At 36.1% G+C, this 21,270-nt stretch carries 23 protein-coding genes; 13 read left to right on the top strand and 10 right to left on the bottom strand.

Going from position 1 to position 21,270, the window contains the following annotated elements; genetic code table 11:
- The first annotated feature begins 11 nt into the window (after positions 1–11).
- Both ACFSRZ_RS02435 and ACFSRZ_RS02430 read left to right on the top strand, forming a co-directional pair.
- Positions 12–473, top strand: coding sequence for a (2Fe-2S)-binding protein (locus tag ACFSRZ_RS02435; protein WP_379664932.1), 462 nt, complete (start codon positions 12–14; stop codon positions 471–473).
- Positions 470–2,689, top strand: a complete 2,220-nt coding sequence (locus tag ACFSRZ_RS02430) for a xanthine dehydrogenase family protein molybdopterin-binding subunit (protein WP_379664931.1) — start codon at positions 470–472, stop codon at positions 2,687–2,689. Before ACFSRZ_RS02435 ends, ACFSRZ_RS02430 begins: the two co-directional genes overlap by 4 nt.
- Positions 2,690–2,745: 56 nt before the next feature.
- On the opposite strand, the gene ACFSRZ_RS02425 is transcribed toward ACFSRZ_RS02430, so the two are convergent.
- The 3 genes from ACFSRZ_RS02425 to ACFSRZ_RS02415 all read right to left on the bottom strand — a co-directional run bounded on the left by ACFSRZ_RS02425 (position 2,746) and on the right by ACFSRZ_RS02415 (position 6,588).
- A complete protein-coding gene (locus tag ACFSRZ_RS02425) occupies positions 2,746–4,020 on the bottom strand; it encodes a S8 family serine peptidase (protein WP_379664930.1) in 1,275 nt (424 codons plus the stop codon).
- 239 nt (positions 4,021–4,259) lie between these two features.
- Positions 4,260–5,921, bottom strand: a complete 1,662-nt coding sequence (locus ACFSRZ_RS02420; protein WP_379664929.1) for a SulP family inorganic anion transporter — start codon at positions 5,919–5,921, stop codon at positions 4,260–4,262.
- Positions 5,922–5,991: 70 nt separating this feature from the next.
- Complete coding sequence (locus ACFSRZ_RS02415) at positions 5,992–6,588, bottom strand: NUDIX hydrolase (protein ID WP_379664928.1); 597 nt, start codon at positions 6,586–6,588, stop codon at positions 5,992–5,994.
- An 8-nt stretch (positions 6,589–6,596) separates the two neighbouring features.
- On the opposite strand from ACFSRZ_RS02415, the gene pyrE reads away from it, so the two are divergent.
- The gene (pyrE, locus tag ACFSRZ_RS02410) at positions 6,597–7,238 is read left to right on the top strand and encodes an orotate phosphoribosyltransferase (protein ID WP_379664927.1); all 642 of its coding nucleotides are present in this window, start codon (positions 6,597–6,599) and stop codon (positions 7,236–7,238) included.
- 4 nt (positions 7,239–7,242) lie between these two features.
- Complete coding sequence (locus tag ACFSRZ_RS02405; RefSeq protein ID WP_379664926.1) at positions 7,243–7,632, top strand: SRPBCC family protein; 390 nt, start codon at positions 7,243–7,245, stop codon at positions 7,630–7,632.
- Here the strand turns inward: ACFSRZ_RS02405 and ACFSRZ_RS02400 are convergent.
- Positions 7,622–8,362 carry a biotin--[acetyl-CoA-carboxylase] ligase gene (locus tag ACFSRZ_RS02400; protein WP_379664925.1) on the bottom strand — a complete coding sequence of 247 codons (741 nt, stop codon included), beginning with the start codon at positions 8,360–8,362 and terminating at the stop codon, positions 7,622–7,624. The genes ACFSRZ_RS02405 and ACFSRZ_RS02400 overlap by 11 nt on opposite strands.
- A gap of 88 nt (positions 8,363–8,450) precedes the next feature.
- Between ACFSRZ_RS02400 and rsfS the strand changes: the two genes are divergently transcribed.
- Genes rsfS through ACFSRZ_RS02365 form a run of 7 tightly spaced genes read left to right on the top strand, consistent with a single transcriptional unit; the run spans position 8,451 to position 13,748 of the window.
- Positions 8,451–8,819 (top strand): ribosome silencing factor, encoded by a 369-nt coding sequence (gene rsfS / locus ACFSRZ_RS02395; protein WP_379664924.1) that lies wholly within the window; start codon positions 8,451–8,453, stop codon positions 8,817–8,819.
- A gap of 25 nt (positions 8,820–8,844) precedes the next feature.
- Positions 8,845–10,803, top strand: coding sequence for an ATP-dependent zinc metalloprotease FtsH (gene ftsH, locus ACFSRZ_RS02390; RefSeq protein WP_379664923.1), 1,959 nt, complete (start codon positions 8,845–8,847; stop codon positions 10,801–10,803).
- Positions 10,804–10,811: 8 nt separating this feature from the next.
- The gene (locus tag ACFSRZ_RS02385; protein WP_379664922.1) at positions 10,812–11,396 is read left to right on the top strand and encodes a hypothetical protein; all 585 of its coding nucleotides are present in this window, start codon (positions 10,812–10,814) and stop codon (positions 11,394–11,396) included.
- A gap of 1 nt (position 11,397) precedes the next feature.
- Positions 11,398–12,195 (top strand): phosphatidate cytidylyltransferase, encoded by a 798-nt coding sequence (locus ACFSRZ_RS02380; RefSeq protein WP_379664921.1) that lies wholly within the window; start codon positions 11,398–11,400, stop codon positions 12,193–12,195.
- A 3-nt stretch (positions 12,196–12,198) separates the two neighbouring features.
- Positions 12,199–12,855, top strand: coding sequence for a phosphatidylserine decarboxylase family protein (locus ACFSRZ_RS02375; RefSeq protein ID WP_379664920.1), 657 nt, complete (start codon positions 12,199–12,201; stop codon positions 12,853–12,855).
- The gene (locus ACFSRZ_RS02370; protein ID WP_379664919.1) at positions 12,856–13,134 is read left to right on the top strand and encodes an acyl-CoA-binding protein; all 279 of its coding nucleotides are present in this window, start codon (positions 12,856–12,858) and stop codon (positions 13,132–13,134) included.
- Positions 13,131–13,748, top strand: a complete 618-nt coding sequence (locus ACFSRZ_RS02365) for a YceI family protein (protein ID WP_379664918.1) — start codon at positions 13,131–13,133, stop codon at positions 13,746–13,748. The genes ACFSRZ_RS02370 and ACFSRZ_RS02365 overlap by 4 nt, the downstream gene beginning before the upstream one ends.
- A 69-nt stretch (positions 13,749–13,817) precedes the next feature.
- On the opposite strand, the gene ACFSRZ_RS02360 is transcribed toward ACFSRZ_RS02365, so the two are convergent.
- From ACFSRZ_RS02360 to ACFSRZ_RS02345, 4 genes are all read right to left on the bottom strand, one after another.
- Positions 13,818–14,498, bottom strand: a complete 681-nt coding sequence (locus ACFSRZ_RS02360) for a DUF2490 domain-containing protein (RefSeq protein WP_379664917.1) — start codon at positions 14,496–14,498, stop codon at positions 13,818–13,820.
- 3 nt (positions 14,499–14,501) lie between these two features.
- Positions 14,502–15,086, bottom strand: a complete 585-nt coding sequence (locus ACFSRZ_RS02355) for a hypothetical protein (RefSeq protein WP_379664916.1) — start codon at positions 15,084–15,086, stop codon at positions 14,502–14,504.
- A 97-nt stretch (positions 15,087–15,183) separates the two neighbouring features.
- Complete coding sequence (locus ACFSRZ_RS02350; RefSeq protein ID WP_379664915.1) at positions 15,184–16,071, bottom strand: TIGR01777 family oxidoreductase; 888 nt, start codon at positions 16,069–16,071, stop codon at positions 15,184–15,186.
- A 68-nt stretch (positions 16,072–16,139) separates the two neighbouring features.
- A complete protein-coding gene (locus ACFSRZ_RS02345; protein WP_379664914.1) occupies positions 16,140–18,761 on the bottom strand; it encodes a zinc-dependent metalloprotease in 2,622 nt (873 codons plus the stop codon).
- Between the two features lie 265 nt (positions 18,762–19,026).
- Here ACFSRZ_RS02345 and ACFSRZ_RS02340 point away from each other — a divergent pair, with 265 nt between their 5' ends.
- Positions 19,027–19,506 carry an alpha/beta fold hydrolase gene (locus ACFSRZ_RS02340; RefSeq protein ID WP_379664913.1) on the top strand — a complete coding sequence of 160 codons (480 nt, stop codon included), beginning with the start codon at positions 19,027–19,029 and terminating at the stop codon, positions 19,504–19,506.
- Between the two features lie 23 nt (positions 19,507–19,529).
- Complete coding sequence (locus ACFSRZ_RS02335; RefSeq protein ID WP_379664912.1) at positions 19,530–19,811, top strand: hypothetical protein; 282 nt, start codon at positions 19,530–19,532, stop codon at positions 19,809–19,811.
- Here ACFSRZ_RS02335 and ACFSRZ_RS02330 read toward each other — a convergent pair whose 3' ends face one another.
- On the bottom strand, positions 19,812–20,384 hold the full coding sequence (locus tag ACFSRZ_RS02330; RefSeq protein ID WP_379664911.1) for a YdeI/OmpD-associated family protein: 573 nt from the start codon (positions 20,382–20,384) through the stop codon (positions 19,812–19,814).
- A gap of 54 nt (positions 20,385–20,438) precedes the next feature.
- Entirely contained in the window at positions 20,439–21,263 is an 825-nt protein-coding gene (locus tag ACFSRZ_RS02325; RefSeq protein ID WP_379664910.1) for a GLPGLI family protein, read from the bottom strand.
- Between the last annotated feature and the right edge of the window lie 7 nt (positions 21,264–21,270).

The following is a 21,270-nucleotide window of genomic DNA, read 5'->3' as shown; positions in this document are numbered from 1 at the left end:
ATCCAAAGTACATGCAAACACTTTCAATTAACGGAAAAGAATATCAGGTAGACGTACCGGATGACATGCCCTTATTGTGGGTTCTAAGAGATATTGTTGGACTTACAGGAACCAAGTTCGGCTGTGGTGTAGCTCAATGCGGAGCTTGTTCCATTATGATAGACGGAACGGTAGTGCGCTCTTGTAGTACACCCGTAAGTTTAGCCAAAGGAAGGCAAGTTTTTACCATAGAAGGAAGCTCTACAAGTCTTACATATCTAGGACAAGCTTGGAAAGAGTTGAGTGTACCCCAATGTGGATATTGTCAATCAGGGCAATTGATCTCTGCAGCCGCTTTGCTAGATGCAAAAGAAACACCTACAGATGATGATATAGATGAAGCTATGAATGGAAATATCTGTAGATGCGGAACCTACGTTCGTATCAAAGAAGCAATTCATATGGCAGCCAAACGTAAAAAAGAAGCTATATGAAGACAGTAAATTTAAATCGACGTGATTTCGTAAAAGTTTTTGGATTGGCTTCAGGAGGGTTGATTCTTGGATGCAGCTTTTCTGATAAGACGCCCATTGTAAATAATTTGGAAGACGGAATTTCCTTTGTTCCAAACCTATTTGTGCAATTACAAAAAGACGGAAAGCTTACAATAGTAGTTACCCGTTCTGAGATGGGGCAAGGTATCAGAACCTCTATGGCATCAGCTATAGCAGACGAGATGGAGGCAGATTGGAAGTATGTTAACGTAAAACAAGCAACAGGCGATGCTAAGTTCGGCGATCAGAATACAGATGGATCAAGAAGCATTCGTACACTGCTAAATCCCATGCGAAAAATGGGAGCCATGGCTCGAAATATTTTAGAGCAGGCAGCTGCTAAAAAATGGGATATTGAAGTTGCTAATTGTTATGCAGAAGATCATTATGTGATCAATAAAACTTCAGGAGAGAAGATTTTCTTTGGAGATTTGGTAGATGAAGCAAAAAGCATTGCAGTCCCTTTAGAAAAGAATATCACTTTAAAAGATAAAAAAGACTTTAAATACATTGGAAAGAATCGTGTTTTACGTGGAGCTGATATTGATAGTTTTATCGATGGAACATCCCAATACGGAATTGATGCACGATTGCCTAACATGAAATTTGCTGCAATCGCTCGTTGTCCGGTCACCTTTGGTACGGTAAAGAGTTTTGATAAATCGGATGCTTTAGAAGTATATGGAGTAGAGGATGTAATTCAGTTAGACAGAATCAAGCCGGCAATGGGACAGCAGTTCTACGGGATGTTGGGAGGTGTAGCCGTTATTGCCAACAATACATGGTCAGCCTTTCAAGGAAAGAACAATTTGAGTATAGAGTGGGACGAGGGACCTAACGGATCTTATGATTCAGAAAAATTCAATCAGAAGATCGTAGATAGAGTAAGTAAACCCGGTAAAGTAGTTCCTCCTTTGTTAGGAAATGTAGATCAGGCATTTGATAAAGCTTATAAGAAAGTTGAAGCTACGTATACAATTCCTCATTTGGTGCACGCGCCTATGGAGGTACCCAATGCGTTGGCTTGGGTACACGATGGAAAATGTGAAGTGTGGGCACCCGTACAAGCACCGCAAACAGCCAGAGCAGAAATAGCTGCTTTTTTTGGTTTTGCTTTAGAAGATATTACCATAAATGTAACATTGCTAGGAGGTGGATTTGGACGTAAATCCAAATCTGACTTTGTGGTAGAAGCTGTTGCATTATCACAAAAAACAGGGACTCCTGTGCAAGTAGTTTGGTCTAGAGAAGACGATATTCAGCATAGTTTTTATCATGCCATCAGCGCACAACATTTGAAAGGTTCTTTGGATGCTGAAGGAAACGTAACAGGATGGTTGCATCGTACAGCCTTCCCATCTATTTTATCCAGTTTTAAACCGATGTCAGATTATGCAGCCGGATTTGAACTCGGGCAAGGATTTACCAACAATCCTTATGACATTAAGAATGTTCGCATAGAAAACACCAAAGCAGAGGCACATTTGCGAATCGGATGGTTGCGTTCTGTGTATAATATCATTAGCGGATTCGGAATTAATTCTTTTGTAGATGAATTGGCAGTAGCATCAGGAAAAGACCCAATTGATTTTCGATTGAACTTAATCGGAAAAGATCGAAAGATAGAAGGAAGATCACCACATCCGTATGATTCTGCTCGTATGAAAAATGTATTAAAAGAGGTAAAAAAGCTATCCAATTTTGGGCAGCCTTTACCAAAAGGTCACGGAATTGGAGTTGCTATACATTATAGCTTTTATAGCTATGTTGCTACAGCAGTTGAGGTTTCGGTAAAGAATGATAAAGTAAAAGTAGAGAATGTCTATACCGTATTAGATTGTGGGTTGTATGTGAATAGAGATGCTGTCATCAATCAGATGCAAGGCTCTGCCATTTTTGGAATGTCTATTGCTTTGTTTGGAAAGATCTCAACCAAAGACGGAGCAGTACAGCAAAGTAATTTCCATGATTATCAAATGACACGAATGAAACACGTTCCAAAGATTCATGTACAATTGATAGACAATGACCATGAACCTACAGGAGTAGGGGAGCCCGGAGTTCCACCGGTATCAGCAGCCATTTGTAATGCTATTTTTAATGCTAGCGGAAAGCGTGTAAGGAGCTTACCACTATCTGATCATGGATTAGTATAAAAAAAAACTCCGAGTTAATTAACTCGGAGTTTTCCATATTATAAAAGTATATATTCTTATCTAGAAGCAATTGGGTCTGGGTTTCCGTCTGGATCACCATTTACAGTTCCGCTTGTAGAAATGTTACCCCAAATCAATAATCCTGCAACATGAGGAGAGGCCATAGAAGTTCCACTAATAGTGTTGTAACCTCCACCTTTCCAACAAGAAAGAACAGAAACTCCAGGAGCACAATAGTCTACAGGAGGGTTTCCGTAGTTAGAGAAAGATGCAAAATTATCACTGCTGTTCATAGCAGAAACAGTATAAATGTTAGGCCCGTTTACTCTTGCTGGAGATGGACTAGGTCCTGTTCCGGCATGAGCACCATCATTACCAGCAGCTAAAGCAAAGTCAATACCTAAACTAGCAGCATTTAATACAGCATTATCAATAGCAGTATTTGCAGGATAACCAAGGCTCATGTTAGCAACATCGCCAGGAGAGGCATTTGCAGCTACATAATCTACACCAGATACACACCAAGAAGCAGATCCACCACCTCTACGGTTTACAACACGAACAGCAACAACTGTTGTTCCTGCAGCAACACCAACAACTCCTTCGCTATTGTCAATAGCAGCAACAGTTCCGGCTACGTGAGTACCATGACCATGATCATCATTTGGATTAGAATCTCTTGTATCGTATGATACACTTCTTGCAGCGTCAACATTTAAATCTGGATGATCTAAATCAATTCCAGAATCAATAATCCACGCAGTTTTTGATCCTGTATATGTTTGTCCGGCGCTAACTCTTGTAATACCATATGGTGTTTGTTGAGGATCGTTACCTCCACCACCACCATTACCATTTCCAGCTCCAGGTGGTTTGGCTTTGATAACTGGGAAGTTTTGCACAACATAGTAGTCTTGTTCTACACTTATAACATTTGGATCGTTTCTTAAAGCTTTCAATTGCTCCTCACTCAATTTTGCTGAGAACCCTTCCAAAGCAAATCCGAAAGTCTCTTTTATGTTTTCTTCCGTTATGTTAGTTTCTTTGAACAGGTTTAGAGCTTCACGCTTAAAAGAAGCTTTTGCTCTTTGGTAATTTGCTTTTCCTTTCCCTGACACCGAAGTGAAAGTCCCTTTTTTAAGGGTAACAATGTATTGCCCAACAATAGGAGTACTTCTTGATTGAGTAAAAGTTGGGGTGTCATCAAAATTTAGAGGGTCTGGGGTGTCATCAGATTCAGTCTGACAACCGATAAAAACTCCGGCAAAAGCAGCAATAGCTACATACTTTACCAAGCTTTTTCTGTTAATTTTAGTTAGTTGAATTTTCATTAAATTATTAATTTTATGTTAAAAACCTGATGAAAGTATAAAAAAACAGTTAATAATATGATTTATATTTATTTTTTTCGATGAATGGGTTTGAATATTTGAACAAAATGCAATTCTGTTTAAAGAATCACTATTTTAAATAAACAAAAGTAATGTAGTGTGTTGATTATTAATTAAGTAAATGAGGAGTTGCCTCTTTCCAAAGAAAGAGTTGAGCTATTGAGTAAAAAAATGCTAAGCTAGAATTTATACTCAGAAAGAGATTTTGGAAACTTTTCTGGATTGGCAGCTAAGTGATAACGAGGGTCATCAATACTCTCCTCAATTACCTGATGAAACTTTGGACTCGCTTTATATAGCAATGCCTTACAATCAGAACTCAAGTGTTTTAAAGTGATCTTTTTTCCTGCCTTTTCGTATTTCTCTACCAAGTTAAAAATTGCTTCCAAAGCCGAGTGATCCGATATACGAGACTCTACAAAGTCGATCTCTACATGATCAGGATCGTTCTTTACATCAAACTTGTCATTAAATGCAGAAATACTTCCAAAGAACAATGGTCCCCAAATTTCGTATACTTTGGTTCCGTTGTCTTTTAATCGTTTTCTCGCACGAATACGTTTTGCATTCTCCCAAGAGAAAACCAAAGCGCTTACAATAACTCCGGCAATTACAGCAATAGCCAAGTCAAAGATTACAGTTAAAGAAGACACCAAGATCAATACCACAACATCGGCAACCGGAATTTTATTGATAATTCGGAAACTAGACCAAGCAAAAGTTCCAATAACTACCATAAACATTACTCCTACCAACGCAGCAATAGGCACTTGCTCTATATATGAAGATGCAAATAAGATAAACATTAATAAGAACACAGCAGCTGTAATACCAGACAAACGCCCTCTACCACCACCTTTGATGTTGATGATAGATTGACCGATCATAGCACAACCACCCATACCACCAAACAATCCTGTAATAATATTAGCACCACCTTGTGCCATACATTCGCGATTTGAGTTACCACGAGTTTCAGTAAGGTCGTCAATTAAGTTCAGGGTCATTAAAGATTCGATCAATCCAATGGCAGCAAGGATTCCTGCATAAGGGAAAATGAACCAAAAAGTTTCTGCATTTAAAGGGATTTTAGAAAACGTTTCTAAAACCGGTACAGGGAAACTTCCTTTTAACCCTTCACCACCTCCATCACGAATAAAAGATCCTACCGTAGCTACATCTAAATTAGAGAAGATTACAATGGCTGATACAACTAAAATTCCAATCAAAGCTTCAGGTAGTTTCTTAGCAGCTTTGATCTTAGGCAATCCCCACATGATTAACATAGTTATTCCTACTAATAAAAGCATTAACCAAAACTCTCCATTTGAGAATAACTCAGAAAACCATTGACTTGTATTACTGAAAAAAGATGTTTCTTCAGAAACTAAAGAAGGGAACATTTTTAATTGAGCTAAAAAGATTACAATAGCTAATCCGTTTACAAACCCCATCATTACTGGGTGTGGGATCAAACGTACAAATTTTCCTAGCTTAAACACACCTGCTAGCATTTGAATGATTCCCATTAAGATTACTGTAAGAAAAAGGTAGTACAATCCTAAATTTTCACCTTCAGCTCCCATGGCATTTCCTTCACTTACAAGGTTTACCATAACAACTGCTAAGGCTCCGGTTGCTCCTGAAATCATTCCCGGCCTTCCTCCAAAAATAGAAGTAATCAAACCAATCATAAAAGCAGCATACAAACCTACCAAAGGATCTACTCCAGCAACAAAGGCAAAGGCAACAGCTTCTGGCACCAATGCCAAGGCAACAGTAATTCCTGATAACACATCATTTCGTACGTTTTGAACTCTCTTTCTGATAAATGCATTCATGCTAGGTGAATTTTAAGAAGCGGCAAAGATAGCAGAATAAATCAAACTACTTGAAGGTTAATATTATATCTTAATCAGCATAAGCATCAAACACCAAATGAATATTTGCATAGGTGTTTTTCAAAGCTTGTTGCGTGGCTTTTTGATCTTTGAACTCTGCAATGGTAATACCTTCTTCAATTTGAGGAACAAGCTGACCTTTATAATTGCTGTGCATCAAAAACCAATCGGTGACTTTTAATTTGTTCTGATTATTTTGAAAAAAGAGGTGATAAGTTGTTAGTAGAAATCGATCTAAGTGAAGTCCCTCAATACCACATTCTTCTTCAACTTCTCTGATAGCAGTACTTTCTACACTTTCATTTTTTTCAATCCTACCTTTAGGCAAATCCCATTTGTTACCGCGATAAATAAACAAAAACTCTTTTGCAGGATTTACAACCAAACCACCGGCAGCTCTTACTACTTTAAAGTGAGAAGCAAACACTCTCCAGCAACTTTGTAAATTCTCGCAAAACAAGATTATTCCATCAATTTTGTCCTTTTTTAGCCTGTGTAGAATCTCATCTAAGACAACTGTTTCAAAATCATACACTTCAAAACCTATCTCTCTTTGTGGAGAATCTGTGAGAATAATAGGCTTATCATTCATAAAAACTTTATACATTTGTGCGTATGATTTTACACAAAGATACGGCAAAAAAAACAGCTGAATTATTACTTCAAATTAAGGCAATAAAATTAAGTCCGAGTAACCCATTTACATGGGCTTCCGGTTGGAAATCGCCTATTTATTGCGATAATAGAGTTACTTTATCATACCCTTCAGTACGTGTATTCTTGAAGGAAGAAATAGCAAAGATCGTAGAGCAACAATATGGGAAGCCAGATGTGATTGCAGGAGTTGCAACCGGGGCTATTGCTATTGGTGTTTTGGTAGCTCAAGAACTAGGAGTTCCGTTTGTATATGTAAGACCGGAGCCTAAAAAACACGGTCGTAAAAACCAGATTGAAGGGCATTTGGATAGCGGACAAAATGTAGTGGTTATAGAAGATTTGATCAGTACTGGAAAAAGTAGTTTAAATGCTGTACAAGCCTTAAAAGATGAAGGCGCAGTTGTAAAAGGAATGGTTGCTATTTTCTCGTATGAGTTTGATGTTGCCAGTGAAAATTTTGAAAAAGGAAATGTAGCTTTAACAACATTGAGCAACTATACCCATTTGTTAGAACAAGCTGTAGATAGTAAATATATTTCGGATCAAGAATTGGAAACTCTAAAGAAGTGGAGAGAAGATCCGGGAAATTGGAATAATTAGTATTATGAACATAGAAGGAGCAAAAGTAACCATCAACAAATCTGCTGAAGAAGCATTTCAGTTTTTTACTGTATTGGACAATTTCGAGCAATTGATGCCGGAAAACACTCAGAAGTTTGAAGTAGACGGAGAATCGTTTGTCTTTGCCTTAAAAGGAATGCCTGAGATCCGTTTGGTTTTGGGAGAAAGAATTGAGTTTTCTAAAGTAAGCTTAGGAGCAGCAAGCAGTAAATTGTCATTTAGTTTAACAGCTCATATTGATGCTGTTTCTGATAGCACTAGTGATGTGCAATTGAAGTTTGATGGAGATTTCAACCCAATGATGGCTATGATGGTTAAAAAGCCATTAACTGCTTTTATCAATACGCTTACAGAGAATATAGCTAAGCTTTAGCCAAAGAAACTTCTTTGATCTGAAATTCTTTGATAGAATCATCTTCTAGTTGTACTAGAAGGTTTCCGTTTGTATCCACACCTTTGATCATTCCCATAAAGAAAAGTTTTGTTCTTTCGTCTTTAAAGGCAGTTGGAATATCCTTTTTGTATAAATGTTTGAGGTAACTCTTATGGATAGACTCTAAATCCTGAGATTCAATTTTAGAAACGTACAACTGTATTTTTTCAACAAGCTGATGCATGATTTCGTCCAAATCGAATTCTTTCTTTAAAATGTTCTTTAAAGAACTGGCATGCGTCATATGACTAGGAAATTTTTCCTGATTGACATTTAACCCAATTCCTATGACACTGTTTTTGATCTTCTGATTTGTGAAAGTAGTTTCAACCAGAATTCCGCAAAGTTTTTGATTACCTGACATTATGTCGTTTGGCCACTTAATACTCAATTGAGGAACTGACAGAGATTGAAGCACTTCAAAAATAGCATTAGAAACCGCAAAATTGAGGTAGGGTTGCTGATTGATATGAAGATTTTTAAATCGTGTAAATATACTGAAAGTCAGGTTTTTAAAGGGTTCTGAGTGCCATGAGTTATTCATTTGTCCTCTGCCGGAAGTTTGTTGGTTTGTAACTGCAACTGTATAGTCTTCAAGCATAGAATTATGTGCCAAATCTTTTAAAAAAGAATTGGTAGAACCGATGGCATTAAGTTTGATTATTTTCAACTGTTAAAGAATGTGTAAACTAGTTTAACAATACGCAATATTATTGCAAATAAAGTAATAACTTTGTTTTTAAACTTAAAAATTTTTAATGGCGCAAAAACCAGTAAGTACAGATGATTTAATCGCTGTCATAATTAAGGGAATTGATGATGTAAAGGGAGAAAATGTCCAATTATTGGACTTACGAGACATAGATAACACAGTATGTGATTACTTTGTCATTTGCTCTGGGAATTCAAACACGCAAGTTAATGCTATATCAGGATCTGTTCAAAAAGTTGTCAGTAAGGAATTAAAAGATAAACCGTGGCACATAGAAGGACAGAATAATTCAGAATGGATTTTAATGGATTATGTTAACGTTGTTGTTCACATTTTCCAAAAACATGTAAGGGAGTTTTATGATATAGAAAGCCTTTGGGGTGACGCAAAAATTACTCAAATAAGCCCCGTTTAATTTAATTTTTTGATAGAAGTAAGAGATGAGTGATAAGAACAGTAATAATAAACCAAATGCACCCAAGTTTAAGTTTAACATGTATTGGGTATACGGGGCAATTTTCATTGCCTTTATAGCCATTAGTTTTTTAAACGACAGTGCATTAACTACTAAAAAGATTTCTACCAATAAGTTCTACAAGATTCTTGAGTCTAACGACGTAGAGAGAATCATGATTATTAATAAGAACATTGCAGAAGTCTACATAAAAAGAGAAGCTTTAACCAAAGAAGAATATAAGCAACAAACAAAGTCTCCTTTTTTTAGAAAAGGATCTCCGATGTTTGAATACAACTTTGGTGATTTGCAGAACTTTGAAAACAAACTGAATGCATACAAAGCAAAAGATAGCTTAGATTTTGATACAGATTCTGATACTAGAGGAAGTTTACTTGACTCAGTAATCAGTTTCCTTCCTTTCATCCTTTTGATCGCTATTTGGATCTTCTTTATGAGAAGAATGTCTGGAGCCAGTGGTGGTGGTGGAGCAGGAGGTCAGATCTTCAATATTGGAAAATCTAAAGCAAAACTATTTGACAACGATACAAAGGTGAAAACAAGCTTTGTGGATGTTGCCGGGTTAGAAGGAGCTAAAGAAGAAGTACAAGAGATCGTAGATTTCTTAAAGAGCCCGGAAAAATATACCTCATTAGGAGGAAAGATTCCAAAAGGAGCCTTATTAGTAGGACCTCCAGGAACAGGAAAAACATTACTAGCAAAAGCGGTAGCAGGTGAAGCAGGAGTTCCGTTCTTCTCTTTATCCGGATCGGATTTCGTAGAGATGTTTGTAGGAGTAGGAGCTTCTAGAGTTAGAGACTTGTTCAAACAAGCACAGCAAAAATCGCCATCAATCATCTTTATTGATGAGATCGATGCCATTGGTAGAGCACGTGGTAAGAACAGTATGACAGGAGGAAACGATGAGCGTGAAAATACATTGAACCAGTTATTGACAGAAATGGATGGTTTTGGAACCGATACCAACGTTATTGTATTGGCTGCAACAAACCGTGCAGATGTATTAGATAAAGCTTTGATGAGAGCAGGTCGTTTTGATCGTCAGATCTATGTAGACCTACCGGATTTAAATGAGCGTAAAGCTATCTTTGAGGTACACATCAAACCATTAAAATTGGCTAAAGATGTAAACCTTGAGTTCTTAGCGCAACAGACTCCGGGATTCTCAGGAGCAGATATTGCCAATATGTGTAACGAAGCAGCTTTAATTGCTGCCAGAAATAATAAGAAGTCTATTCATCATCAAGACTTTTTAGATGCAGTAGACAGAATTGTAGGAGGATTAGAGAAGAAGAACAAAGTAATTACTCCTAAAGAAAAAGAAACTATTGCATTTCATGAAGCAGGTCATGCTACAGTTAGTTGGATGTTAGAACATGCAGCTCCGTTGGTAAAAGTTACAATTGTACCTAGAGGACAAAGTTTAGGAGCAGCGTGGTATTTACCGGCAGAAAGAATGATCGTGCAAACAGAGCAAATGCTTGATGAAATGTGTGCTACATTAGGAGGAAGAGCTGCCGAAAAGATCATTTTTAACAAGATTTCTACAGGAGCGTTGAGTGACCTTGAGAAAGTAACAAAACAAGCAAGAGCTATGGTTACTGTATACGGATTGAACGAAAAAGTGGGTAATATTACTTACTATGATTCATCTGGACAAGATGCATTTGTAAAACCATATAGCGAAGAGACGGCAAAGACTATTGATAAAGAGATCTCTAGCATGATAGAGGAACAATATCAAAGAGCCATCTCAATTTTAGAAGAAAACAGAGAAAAGTTAACTACCTTAGCAAATCTATTATTAGAGAAAGAAGTGATCTTTAAAGATGATCTAGTAAAGATTTTCGGTGAGAGACCTTTTGATAAAAAAGAAGAAGAAAAAGCAGGACAAGAAGAAACAACAGAAGAAAACAACAGTTAATTTTTTAAATGAGTTTTTTTAAAAAATTATTTAATAGAGATACATCCAAAGATAAAGAAGCCAAGAAACAAGAGGTGCATTTGTCTTTGGATGATGCTTTTGTACATCATTTCATAGAAAAAGGTGGCAAGTTCTTGTATTGTGTTTCAGAAAAAGAGGTAGCTAGCAATCTAGGCCAAATTTTTACAGAGAATGCTTGGGATAAGGTAACTTGTACTGAGAGTAGCGTCAAAGAATATTTGAAAGGCTTTAAAGTAAAAGTAAGCACTGATTTTCAAAAAGACACACCTTTTTTTACTACCTGTGAACATTTGATTTCTGATAATGGAGATATTCTTTTCTCTTCAAATCAGTTAAGTACACATAAAATTGCATCGTTAACAGATGATTTTATTGTTTTTGCAAGAACAAGTCAATTGGTTAGAAATACAGGGCAAGGACTAACAGGAATCAAATCAAATTGCAAAGAACATATACCCACTAACATAAGTGCAGTCAAAAATTACACATTGAAAAAGGATGATGATAATTTTTTAAACTACGGCAATAGCAACTCTAAAAACTTATATTTGCTGCTGTTAGAAGATTTTTAGTATGAGTAGCTTTTTTAAGCGGAGTTTTTCTGGGTTGATCTACGCGATCCTTTTTATTAGTGCAATCTTATATTCTAAAGAAAGTTATGTTCTTTTAATTTCGTTGTTTGCATTCTTCTGTTTAAGAGAATTTCAAAAGTTGATTCGATATAAAGGGCTATTTACCTATGTATTACTTTTAGGGTTTATAGCTTACGTACTATTTTTACCGGAGAATACAACTTTACATCAAATACTACTTGTTTTAACGTTGGCTTCATCACTTCAATTGATGGTTTATCTTTTTACGAGCAAGAGAGGGTATCCGTCAAAAACTATTCAGAAGTTTGATGTGAGTGTTCGATATTTGATATTCTCCTTAGGATTCTTACTTCTAATACCCATGAGAAATGGAGGATATGAATATGAGATCATCCTCTCATTACTCTTTTTCATCTGGGCCAATGATAGTTTTGCCTACTTGATAGGAAAGAACTTTGGAAGAACGAAACTCTTTGAAAAAGTATCGCCCAAAAAGACGATTGAAGGATTTATTGGAGGATTTATATTTACCATAGCAACAGCAGTTGCAGTATCTTACAACTTTGAAACATTATCCATGAGTCAATGGATTGTTCTAGCGTCAATAACTTCAATTTTAGGAACTATCGGAGACTTGATAGAGTCTAAGTTCAAAAGGCAAGCTAAGAAAAAAGACAGCGGTAAGATCATGCCGGGTCATGGTGGACTTTTAGATCGACTAGATAGCTTGTTGTTTGTTGCTCCGTTCGTATATTTGTATATCTATTATATTATTTAAAAAATGCTACACTTTCATCGAGAAGGCTACAAGATCATTACTATAACTTTTGTTTTTGTAATTGCCGGAGTTTTGCTTTCTGAACGTTTTATCGAATTGTTTTGGTTACAAAAAGCAGTTCAGGTTTTATTTTTGATCTTTTTGATCTTAATTCTTCAGTTTTTCAGAAATCCAAAAAGAACTACGCAAATAAACGACAACCAAGTTATAGCACCTGTGGATGGAAAAGTAGTTGTTATTGAAGAAGTAGAAGAACCTGAGTATTTTAAAGATAAAAGATTACAGGTTTCTATTTTCATGTCACCTATCAATGTTCATGTTACCCGATATGCATTAAACGGAGTGGTTAAGTATAGCAAATACCATCCCGGAAAGTATTTGGTTGCATGGCACCCAAAAGCATCTACAGAAAACGAAAGAACAACAGTGGTTGTAGAAAATGCTCATTTTGGTGAAGTTTTGTACAGACAGATTGCGGGAGCTTTGGCAAAAAGAATTGTAAACTATGCAGAAGAAGGAGACGAAGTAGTACAAGGAACTGATGCAGGATTTATCAAGTTTGGAAGTAGAGTAGATGTATACCTTCCTTTAGGTACCAATGTAAAGGTAAAGATTGGAGATAAGGTAAAAGGAGGCGAACAGGTTATAGCAGAGAAATAGATGGATACAAATCTGGACAAAGAATTTCAAAAAGCTTTTGACTTACTTTCTAAGTTAGAAGAAAACCTTGCTCCGGATATTATGCTCAAATTATATGCTTATTATAAGCAAGGGGTCTCAGGAGACGTTTATACCTATCAAGGAGATCCAGATGTTAGAGATGCTTTTAAATTCAATGCGTGGATGCAGTTGAACGGAATGTCTCAAGAAGATGCAAAAAGAGAATACGTTAGCCTAGCTAAAAAGATATTAACTACTAATTTTAATCAAGAATCATGAAAAAAATAAGCACCCTAATTTTGGTCCTTTTTATTAGTTTTCAGATGACTTCATGTAAATCTGAAAAGAAGGAAGAAAAGAAAGAAGAGAAGGTTTCTAATGCTGCTTTTGTTTTAAAAGATGCAAAGAATACGATTGATTGGACTGCCTATAAATTTACTGAAAAAACAGGAGTAAAAGGAAAGTTCAAAAAAGTGAATATTACATCCGGAGGAGAAGGAAATACAATCAAAGAGGCTATTAATAATACAGAGTTCTCTATTCCTATCAGCAGTATTTTTACCTCTGATTCCAGTAGAGATTATAAAATATCTAAGTATTTCTTCGGGATTATGGAAGGAGCCAAATTATTATCGGGTAAGTTGGTTATTGAAAACGATTCTATAGGATATGCAGATATCACCATGAATGGAATCACAGAAAAGCTTCCTTTTAAGTATACCATCACAGGAAAAGAGTTTGCTATGACTACTAAGATGGATGTTTTGAACTGGAATGCGAAGCAATCGATCGACTCGTTAAACTCTGTTTGTAAAGATCTTCACAAAGGATTGGATGGAGTAAGCAAATTGTGGTCTGAAGTAGATATCAATATCTCTTCTGTTTTCAAATAAGAAAAGAAACATATACAATACAAAAGGTTGCCATTGGCAGCCTTTTTTGTTGGAAGATATTTATGAAACTTAGATGCTCAAAAACCAATTGATGGTAATCCAGAGATTATTACGAGTCGCATTGTCTAAAAAACGATCGGTACGGTAGTCCAATCCAAACTCTATTTTGTTAGCGTCTTCAAATACATATCCTAATAGCGGAACTAAGCGAATTTCTAGATCATGATTGGAAGCTGAAAAAGAATTTAAATACTCATTGTTGATCTTGATATAAAACTCCCTTTTATCTACAGCATAACCATCCAAAGGAATCTCTATACCAATTCTATACCTGAGTCTGAAAACATCGCTTAAATCTTTTCTAAAGGTTTGATCGGTAGCAAAACGGTGAGCCAATCTAAAGGCATTATATCGAGATACGATGGTGAATTGTTGCATAAAACGATGATCAATGGCACCTTCTCTAAATCGCGCTAAATAACCAACAGCAACAGAATTGTTCAATCCTACTTTTTTAGATACTAGCGAAGAAACATCTGTTAAACTATATCTGAAATTAGGATTGCTTGATCCTGATAGGAGTCCTTCAGAAATAATAGCTCTTGATTCAACTTTGTAATTGATTTTCCAGTTGTTCTCTAGTTTTTGATTGATGTTGATTCTGGGAATAGCGCCCAATCGATAGGAGCTTTGAGCGTAAAGGAGCGAGCTCAAAATGAGAAAAGAAAAAGTGATCAATGCTTTTCTCATAGGCTAGTACTCTAAATGATCTGAGTTCTTAAAAATGATTTTTTCTCGCTTTTCTAGTGCACCGGAATTGGTAAAAGTGTATTCATACAAGTTCTTCCCTTTGTTAGATTTTCCTTTGACAACAATTTCATACTTGATGGTGATCACATTGTTTGTCTCTTTAAGAAGATGATCAAGAACCTTTTTCTCTGATCCACTAAGCTGTTTTTGAATCTTGATGATCTTGAACTTGGAGAAATCTGAAGAGAAGGTATTTTGAATCTTTGAATATGTGTCTTTTGATATGTCCTCCGTAGAGATTTCTATTTCTACATCTTGTAAATTCCCATTGGTGTCAAACTCAATGCTATACTTTACGCTTTTAAACTTTGTTTTGGCTTCAATAGATTTTCCTTGAGAGCTTTCTTCAGCATACCATTTGATATTGGAGTCGAATTTTAGAAGAGAAATAAAATCAACTGCTTTAGCAGGAACATCTTTTTCTTTAATTCGGTACTCTCTTTCAAACTTGTTTTGACCATAACTACTAAGAGTACCGATAGTAACAAAAAATAGAATTGTAAATGTAAAACGTAGTAAAGCTTTCACTATAAAAGAATTTCTACTACAAAGATACATTCAAAATTAAAACGCAAGTGCCGCATTATTACAATACTTAGTGTTGAATATTGAAATTGTTGCCTAATTAAGTGTCAGAAAGAGCAGAAGATAAGTCTGGGAATTGAAAAGAGAACCCGGTATCTTGTATTTTTTGTGATGAAACTCTACTTCCTTCTAAAAGTATTGCAGCCATTTCTCCAAAGATCATTTTCAAAAGAAAAGCTGGTACTCCTATAGGTAAGAAAGGACGTTTGACAGTTTTTGCCAATATTTTTGAAAATGAAGTGTTTGTTTGATGTTCAGGAGCAACTCCGTTGTATACACCAGACATCTTTTCATCCTCAATTGCTTTGATATAGATATTGCAGAGATCATCAATATGAATCCAAGGCATGTATTGTTTTCCGGAACCTAAAGGACTAATTACCGGAGTTTTCATTTTTGCTAAAGCGCCTCCAGTTTTGCTTAAGACAATTCCTGTTCTGATCGCAACAGTACGAATATTCTCTTTGGTAAATTGAAAAACTGATTGCTCCCAAAGTTCACATACTTTGCCTAAGAAATCATCAGCAGGGTTGCTGGTTTCATCAAAAATAGTTTCGCTGGTTACAGCACCGTAATAACCAATAGCAGACGAAGAAATAAAAGTCTTTAAAGGGATTTGAAGGTCTTTTACATTTTGCAATAAGAGTTGGGTAGATGCAACTCTACTATTAATAATGTCTTGTTTTCTTTTTTCAGTCCATCGCTTATCAGCAATTCCAGAACCGGATAAATGAATAATATGATCAACTTGGTCAAAGGCAGCTTGATCAATTGTTCCTTTTTCTATATTCCATACATAGGTAGGATATTCACTTTCATTTTTGTGCGTTCTGCTCAAAATTCTCACCTCATAACCTTTTGATCTTAAAAGAAAACTCAATCGCTTTCCAATCAACCCACTACCGCCGGATATCAAGACTTTTCCCATAGCTTAAAAATACAAAAAACCGCAATCTTACATTGCGGTTTTCTATATAAATATGATGGTTAAAGAGATTATTTGATCTCTTTCATTGCATTGTCGATCATTGTTTTTAAATGAGCTTTATGAGCTTTAGTAGAAACATTTCCTGTTCCGTTACTCACCCAAGTTCTAATGTTCTTTAAATTGTAAGCTGCCATCGATTGAGCAGCCGGAATAAATCTACCGGCAGTTCTTCCGGTTACCATACTAATCAATCTCTTTACATAAGCAACTTGTAAGTTCTGACGGAAAGAGTTGATGCTTCCATATACATCAGGCTTAAACATTGCGTTGTTAAGATCGGTCATAAAAGAAGACAGTTTGTATTTGTTTCCGTACAATTCTGAATCATTCAATCTTTGAAGTGTATTTGGATGCATGATATGAGCCAATACACCTGTTTGATATCCTAATACTTGTGCGTGAATTTTTGGATCTTCAGGACCTCCAAAGAAGTTATATCCTCTTCTTTGCCTTGCTAAATAGTTGTACAAGTCTTTTGGTGCGCTAAAGGCATTAGGAGCAAAAACATACTTTTTAAGTGTGTTAAAGGCTCTTTTTTGATCTTCTAAACTTACCGGAGTATAAGGTTGTGTTCCTCCTTCTTGACCGTAAGTAGATCTATCTACATATACACCTCCAATGATTCTAGAAACAACACCAGCAGCTGTAGCAGATTGCCCCATTAACGTATAGTAAGCTCTTCTTAAATCTTCGTAAGTTTCTCCTTTTTTGGCAAACTGACCTTTAAGATTTTTTAGCATTGTGTTTACCAATTCAAATCGGTTAACAGAGTATGTGATTTGATCATTAGAAAGATCTCCAATCATTACTCTAGGATCAATTGCTTTTCCAGGAGAACGCATATCATCAGCATCATTACCAAAGATAAGTTCAGGCTCAGTAGATCTGGCTAACAAAGCATTTCTTTCTGCTTTTCCTTTGAATGGAGTATATCCAAACTGAATAGCCCAAACATCATAAGGACCTACAGCCATATCGTAGTATTGCCCTTGTTTAGATCTGTCATTTGTAATATTGATTCCGGCATAGTCCATTACAGAACCTGTAAGTGCTTTTCCTTTGATAAAGTTTGCATCAGCCAATTGAGCAGGAGAGAACAACTGACTAGCTTTCATATTATGATTCAAACCTAAAGTATGTCCTACTTCATGCATGATCAAAGACTTCATTCCTTCTCTTTTTAGAGTTTCCATATCTAGATCAGATGCTCCGGTAGCCTGTAAAACAGTATTTCCTAACATCATGTTTTCATGCATTACATGTCCCATAGAACAGAACATATGCTCGTTTTTAGATTTGAACTTTTGAATCTCTAATTCTTCGTCGGTTTCCAATCCGATCTTCATGTTCGCAGCGGCATCATTTAAAAGTCTATCGTAGAATACTCTGTTTGTAAAATGAACATATTCTAACATGATATCGGCTCCTAAGATCTCACCTGTTTTAGGGTTTACAAAACTAGGTCCGTATCCACCAAAAGGAGGATTTGGAGAAGAGGTCCAACGCAATACATTGTAGCGCACATCACCGGCATCCCAGTCTGCATCATCCGGTTGTACTTTTACAACCATAGCATTTCTAAATCCTGCTTTTTCAAATGCTTCGTTCCAAGCCAATACTCCTTCTTTGATAGTTTCTCTCCATTCCATTGGAGTAGTGTTTTCTATCCACCATGTAATTGGAGTTACAGGCTCAGAGATAGCAGCATTAGGGTCTTTCTTTACCAATCTCCATCTGTGTATCATATCTCTATAATTCACAGTTCCTGTGCTGGTCATGTCGTTTGTTTGAGTTAAGAAATATCCTACTTTAGGATCGTCCATTCTTGTTTCATAACCATCCTCAGGCATGTGCATTAAGGTATGGAATACTTTGATAGAAACATTTCTACCGTCAGCAATAGCATTAGAACCACCGTTTAACACACCAGGATTGCTGTATACATATTCTGTTTTAACGTTTGTGTTTTTTGGATAGTTCTTGATCTCATTTACTTTTGATTTGTTCTTGTCAAAACGACCTAAGCTAAATGCAAATGGTGAAGTTCCAGGAAATCTAGGCCCTTTAATTCTAGTAAAGGTTTCTGATAAGAATAGCCCATTGGCATCAATTAAGTATTCGCCTTTTTTATCATCAGCCATTAAGATTTTACCGGAAGCAACAATTCCTTCACTAGTATTGGCTTCAGAAGCCTTAGAGATCGCATTGTTTTTGTCGAAGTAGAAGTTTGTGTTCGGAGCAACAAAATCGATCTTGTTGAAATATTTTCTTATTTGAAAAATGGCAGAGTTTTGATAAGAACCTCTAAAGTGACCCGCCTCTGTAACTCCATCAGCAATCTGAGAGAAATAAATATAATCTTTATCTAACTGATCTTTTTTTACAAGCATTTTTAAAGCTCCTGTAACTGTGTCTTGATAGATGGTAAACAAACCTTCTATTTTCTTACTACTCTTAGTGAGACTAGCAATTGTTTTCTTTTTTGGTTTTGGCTTGGGTTTTGGAGCTACCTGCTCTGTTTTTCCTTTTTTCTTTTTACGTTTTTTTCTTTGTGCATCTACATCATGTACACCTACAATGGCAAACATTAAGATGAAAGACCAAAGAATGCGAAGGTTTCTTGAATTCATGGTTTTTACTATTTGAAGTTGATTAATGTGTTATAATACAGCAAGTTAAATTATAGTTGATTAAGGGTTTGTTAAGAATTTTATAAAGTTGGTCTATATAGAATAACTCAAAAATTTCTTAAAAGTTACATAGATTCTTAGAAATCCAGTAATTTTATTAGTGCTTTCAAGATACTAAATTATTAGGCACTTTATGAAAAACGCCTTTATACTAAGACTTATTTTATGCTGCATCGTCGCATTACTTTTTCAATCGTGCTTTCGTATGCGTACTTCAGATCGAAAAACACAGATGGTCTTTGAAAAGAAAAATACTGGCTTTCATATCAAGAGATACGATCTGAAAAGTGTCAACTATCCTGTACGAGTTGTAAGTTCTGAATATGACAGTCAAAAAGATCTAGCCGTGTTTTTTGTGCATGGTGCACCGGGTTCTTCAGATAATTATTATACCTACTTACAGGATTCCTTATTACTTAAAGGAGCTAATTTATATAGTATAGATAGGCCGGGCTATGGCTTTTCTAATTTTGGTAAACCGGAAATCTCTATCAAAAGACAAAGTGAAGTTGTTGCAGAGATCATAGACAGTTTACCAGAGCAGAAAGTAATTGTGTTAGGACATTCTTACGGAGGTCCTATTGCCGCGTATTCAAGTATCCTATCACCCAAGGTTAAGAGCGTGATCATGCTGGCTCCGGCATTAGATCCTGAAAACGAAAAGTTTTTTGGTTTGCTTATGTAGCAAAATGGCGTCTGACCAAATGGATGGTGCCGGGAGCTATGGGCGTAGCCGGCGATGAAAAATTCAGTCATGTTGCAGAACTTGAAAAGTTGAAGGATGTGTGGAGACAAGTAAAGGTGCCAACATTGCATATCCATGGAACCAAGGATATTGTTGTTCCGTTTGAAAATGTAAACTTCTCCGTAAAGCAGTTCAATCCGCATGTATTAGATACGATTGTTTTGCAAAAGGAAAATCACTTTTTACCCTGGAAACGATATAGCCTTGTGAGAAAAGAGCTGTTAAAACAGATAGCAAGTAATTAACTACCAAGCTCCTTTTTGTTTCTTATTGGCTTCGCAAAGTTGAATGATCTCTTGAATTCTTTTCAATCGAGTAGCTTCTCTTTTGGCCTGATTGAGCCAATACAAATACCCTTTTCTATAACTGGGAGCAAAGTTTTGATAGTTTTGGAATGCTGTTTTATTTTGATCAAAAGCAGCTTGCAAGTCTTCGGGAACTACTAAATTCTCTACATCATCTAAGGCAGACCAAGAACCGTCTTTTTTGGCTGCTTCGATCTTAGACAGACCACTTTCGTGCATCAAACCTTCTTTCTCTAATTGCTCGATATATGTCTTGTTTAGTTTGCTCCAAACACTTTTAGACTTCCTAGGGCAGAAGTATTGTCTTCGCTTTCCATTTCCCAAACTTTTTACAGTAGAGTCGATCCAGCCATAGCACAATGCTACTTTTACTGCTTCTTCCCAACGCATGCTTTGAATTCCTGTGTCTATTTTATAGAGAATAACATAGACCCCTTCTGAAGAGTTGTAGTTTTGAGATAACCAATCTCTCCATTCAATATCATTTTTAAAGTAAATTTCCGGCTTGTCCAAAATACATTCTTATAACTCGTATAAAAATATAAAAAACCGTGAGTATGTTTGCGTCTAACGACTCCTTCTTCTCCCCATACGATTGTTTCTCATTTCTACCATTTTCTTTCTGATCGTAGCCTGATAGTCTTTCTTTGTAATTTCTTTCCCTTTTTTAGGAGCAACTATAGAAACTTCTTTTTCAGGATTCAAAACAATCTTGGAGCACAGCATAGTGGTATTTCCGGCACTAACTTCTAAAATTAAACCCGGTAATCCCCAATATTCTCCCGGTCCGTGAGCCACAGGTATATCAAGTGTATACCAAGCTTCTACGGCAATCGTATTTTCTTTTTTCTCTTCTGTTTTGTCTGTGTCTTTTGGAGTTCTAATATCACTCCAAGAAAAATTGTACCAGCTTAATTCAAATACGGGAACTTGAGCTGTGGCTTTATAACATGTATACTGTCCAATTTTTTTAGACTCTGTACCCATTTCCCAATTGATTCTGTATAGTTTGTCTTTTACTAAGAATTTCTTTCCGTAGAACTCCTGATTCTGAATCAAAGAAGCACTCTTGATGTTTTTGTATTGATCGCCTCTAGAAAATGTTCCTCCCCAAGAATCTGTAGCGCCGGAAATAGCATCTAGCTTATCTTCTTCCTTAAACATTGATTCTTGCTTGTTGAAACTCAAAACAAATGTTTTTTCCAGTCTGTTCTTTAGGCGATTTTGAATCTGATTCTTTTGAGCTTGGCTTAATCTAGCTCCCCAGCTTCCTAACTGCATTTTAGATTTAGCAAAGTAATAGGCTTTTCCTGTAAACTCTTGTTGTGAGGGTTGATAGGAGATAAGAATCAAAGAGGTGAATAAGATAAATTTGATGTAGAAAGGTTTCATGATTTAA

Source organism: Pseudotenacibaculum haliotis, from assembly GCF_042684245.1.
Lineage (GTDB): Bacteria > Bacteroidota > Bacteroidia > Flavobacteriales > Flavobacteriaceae > Polaribacter > Polaribacter haliotis_A.
The sequence above is the reverse complement of the archived record's forward strand: the minus strand, read 5'-3'. Positions and strand labels throughout refer to the sequence as shown.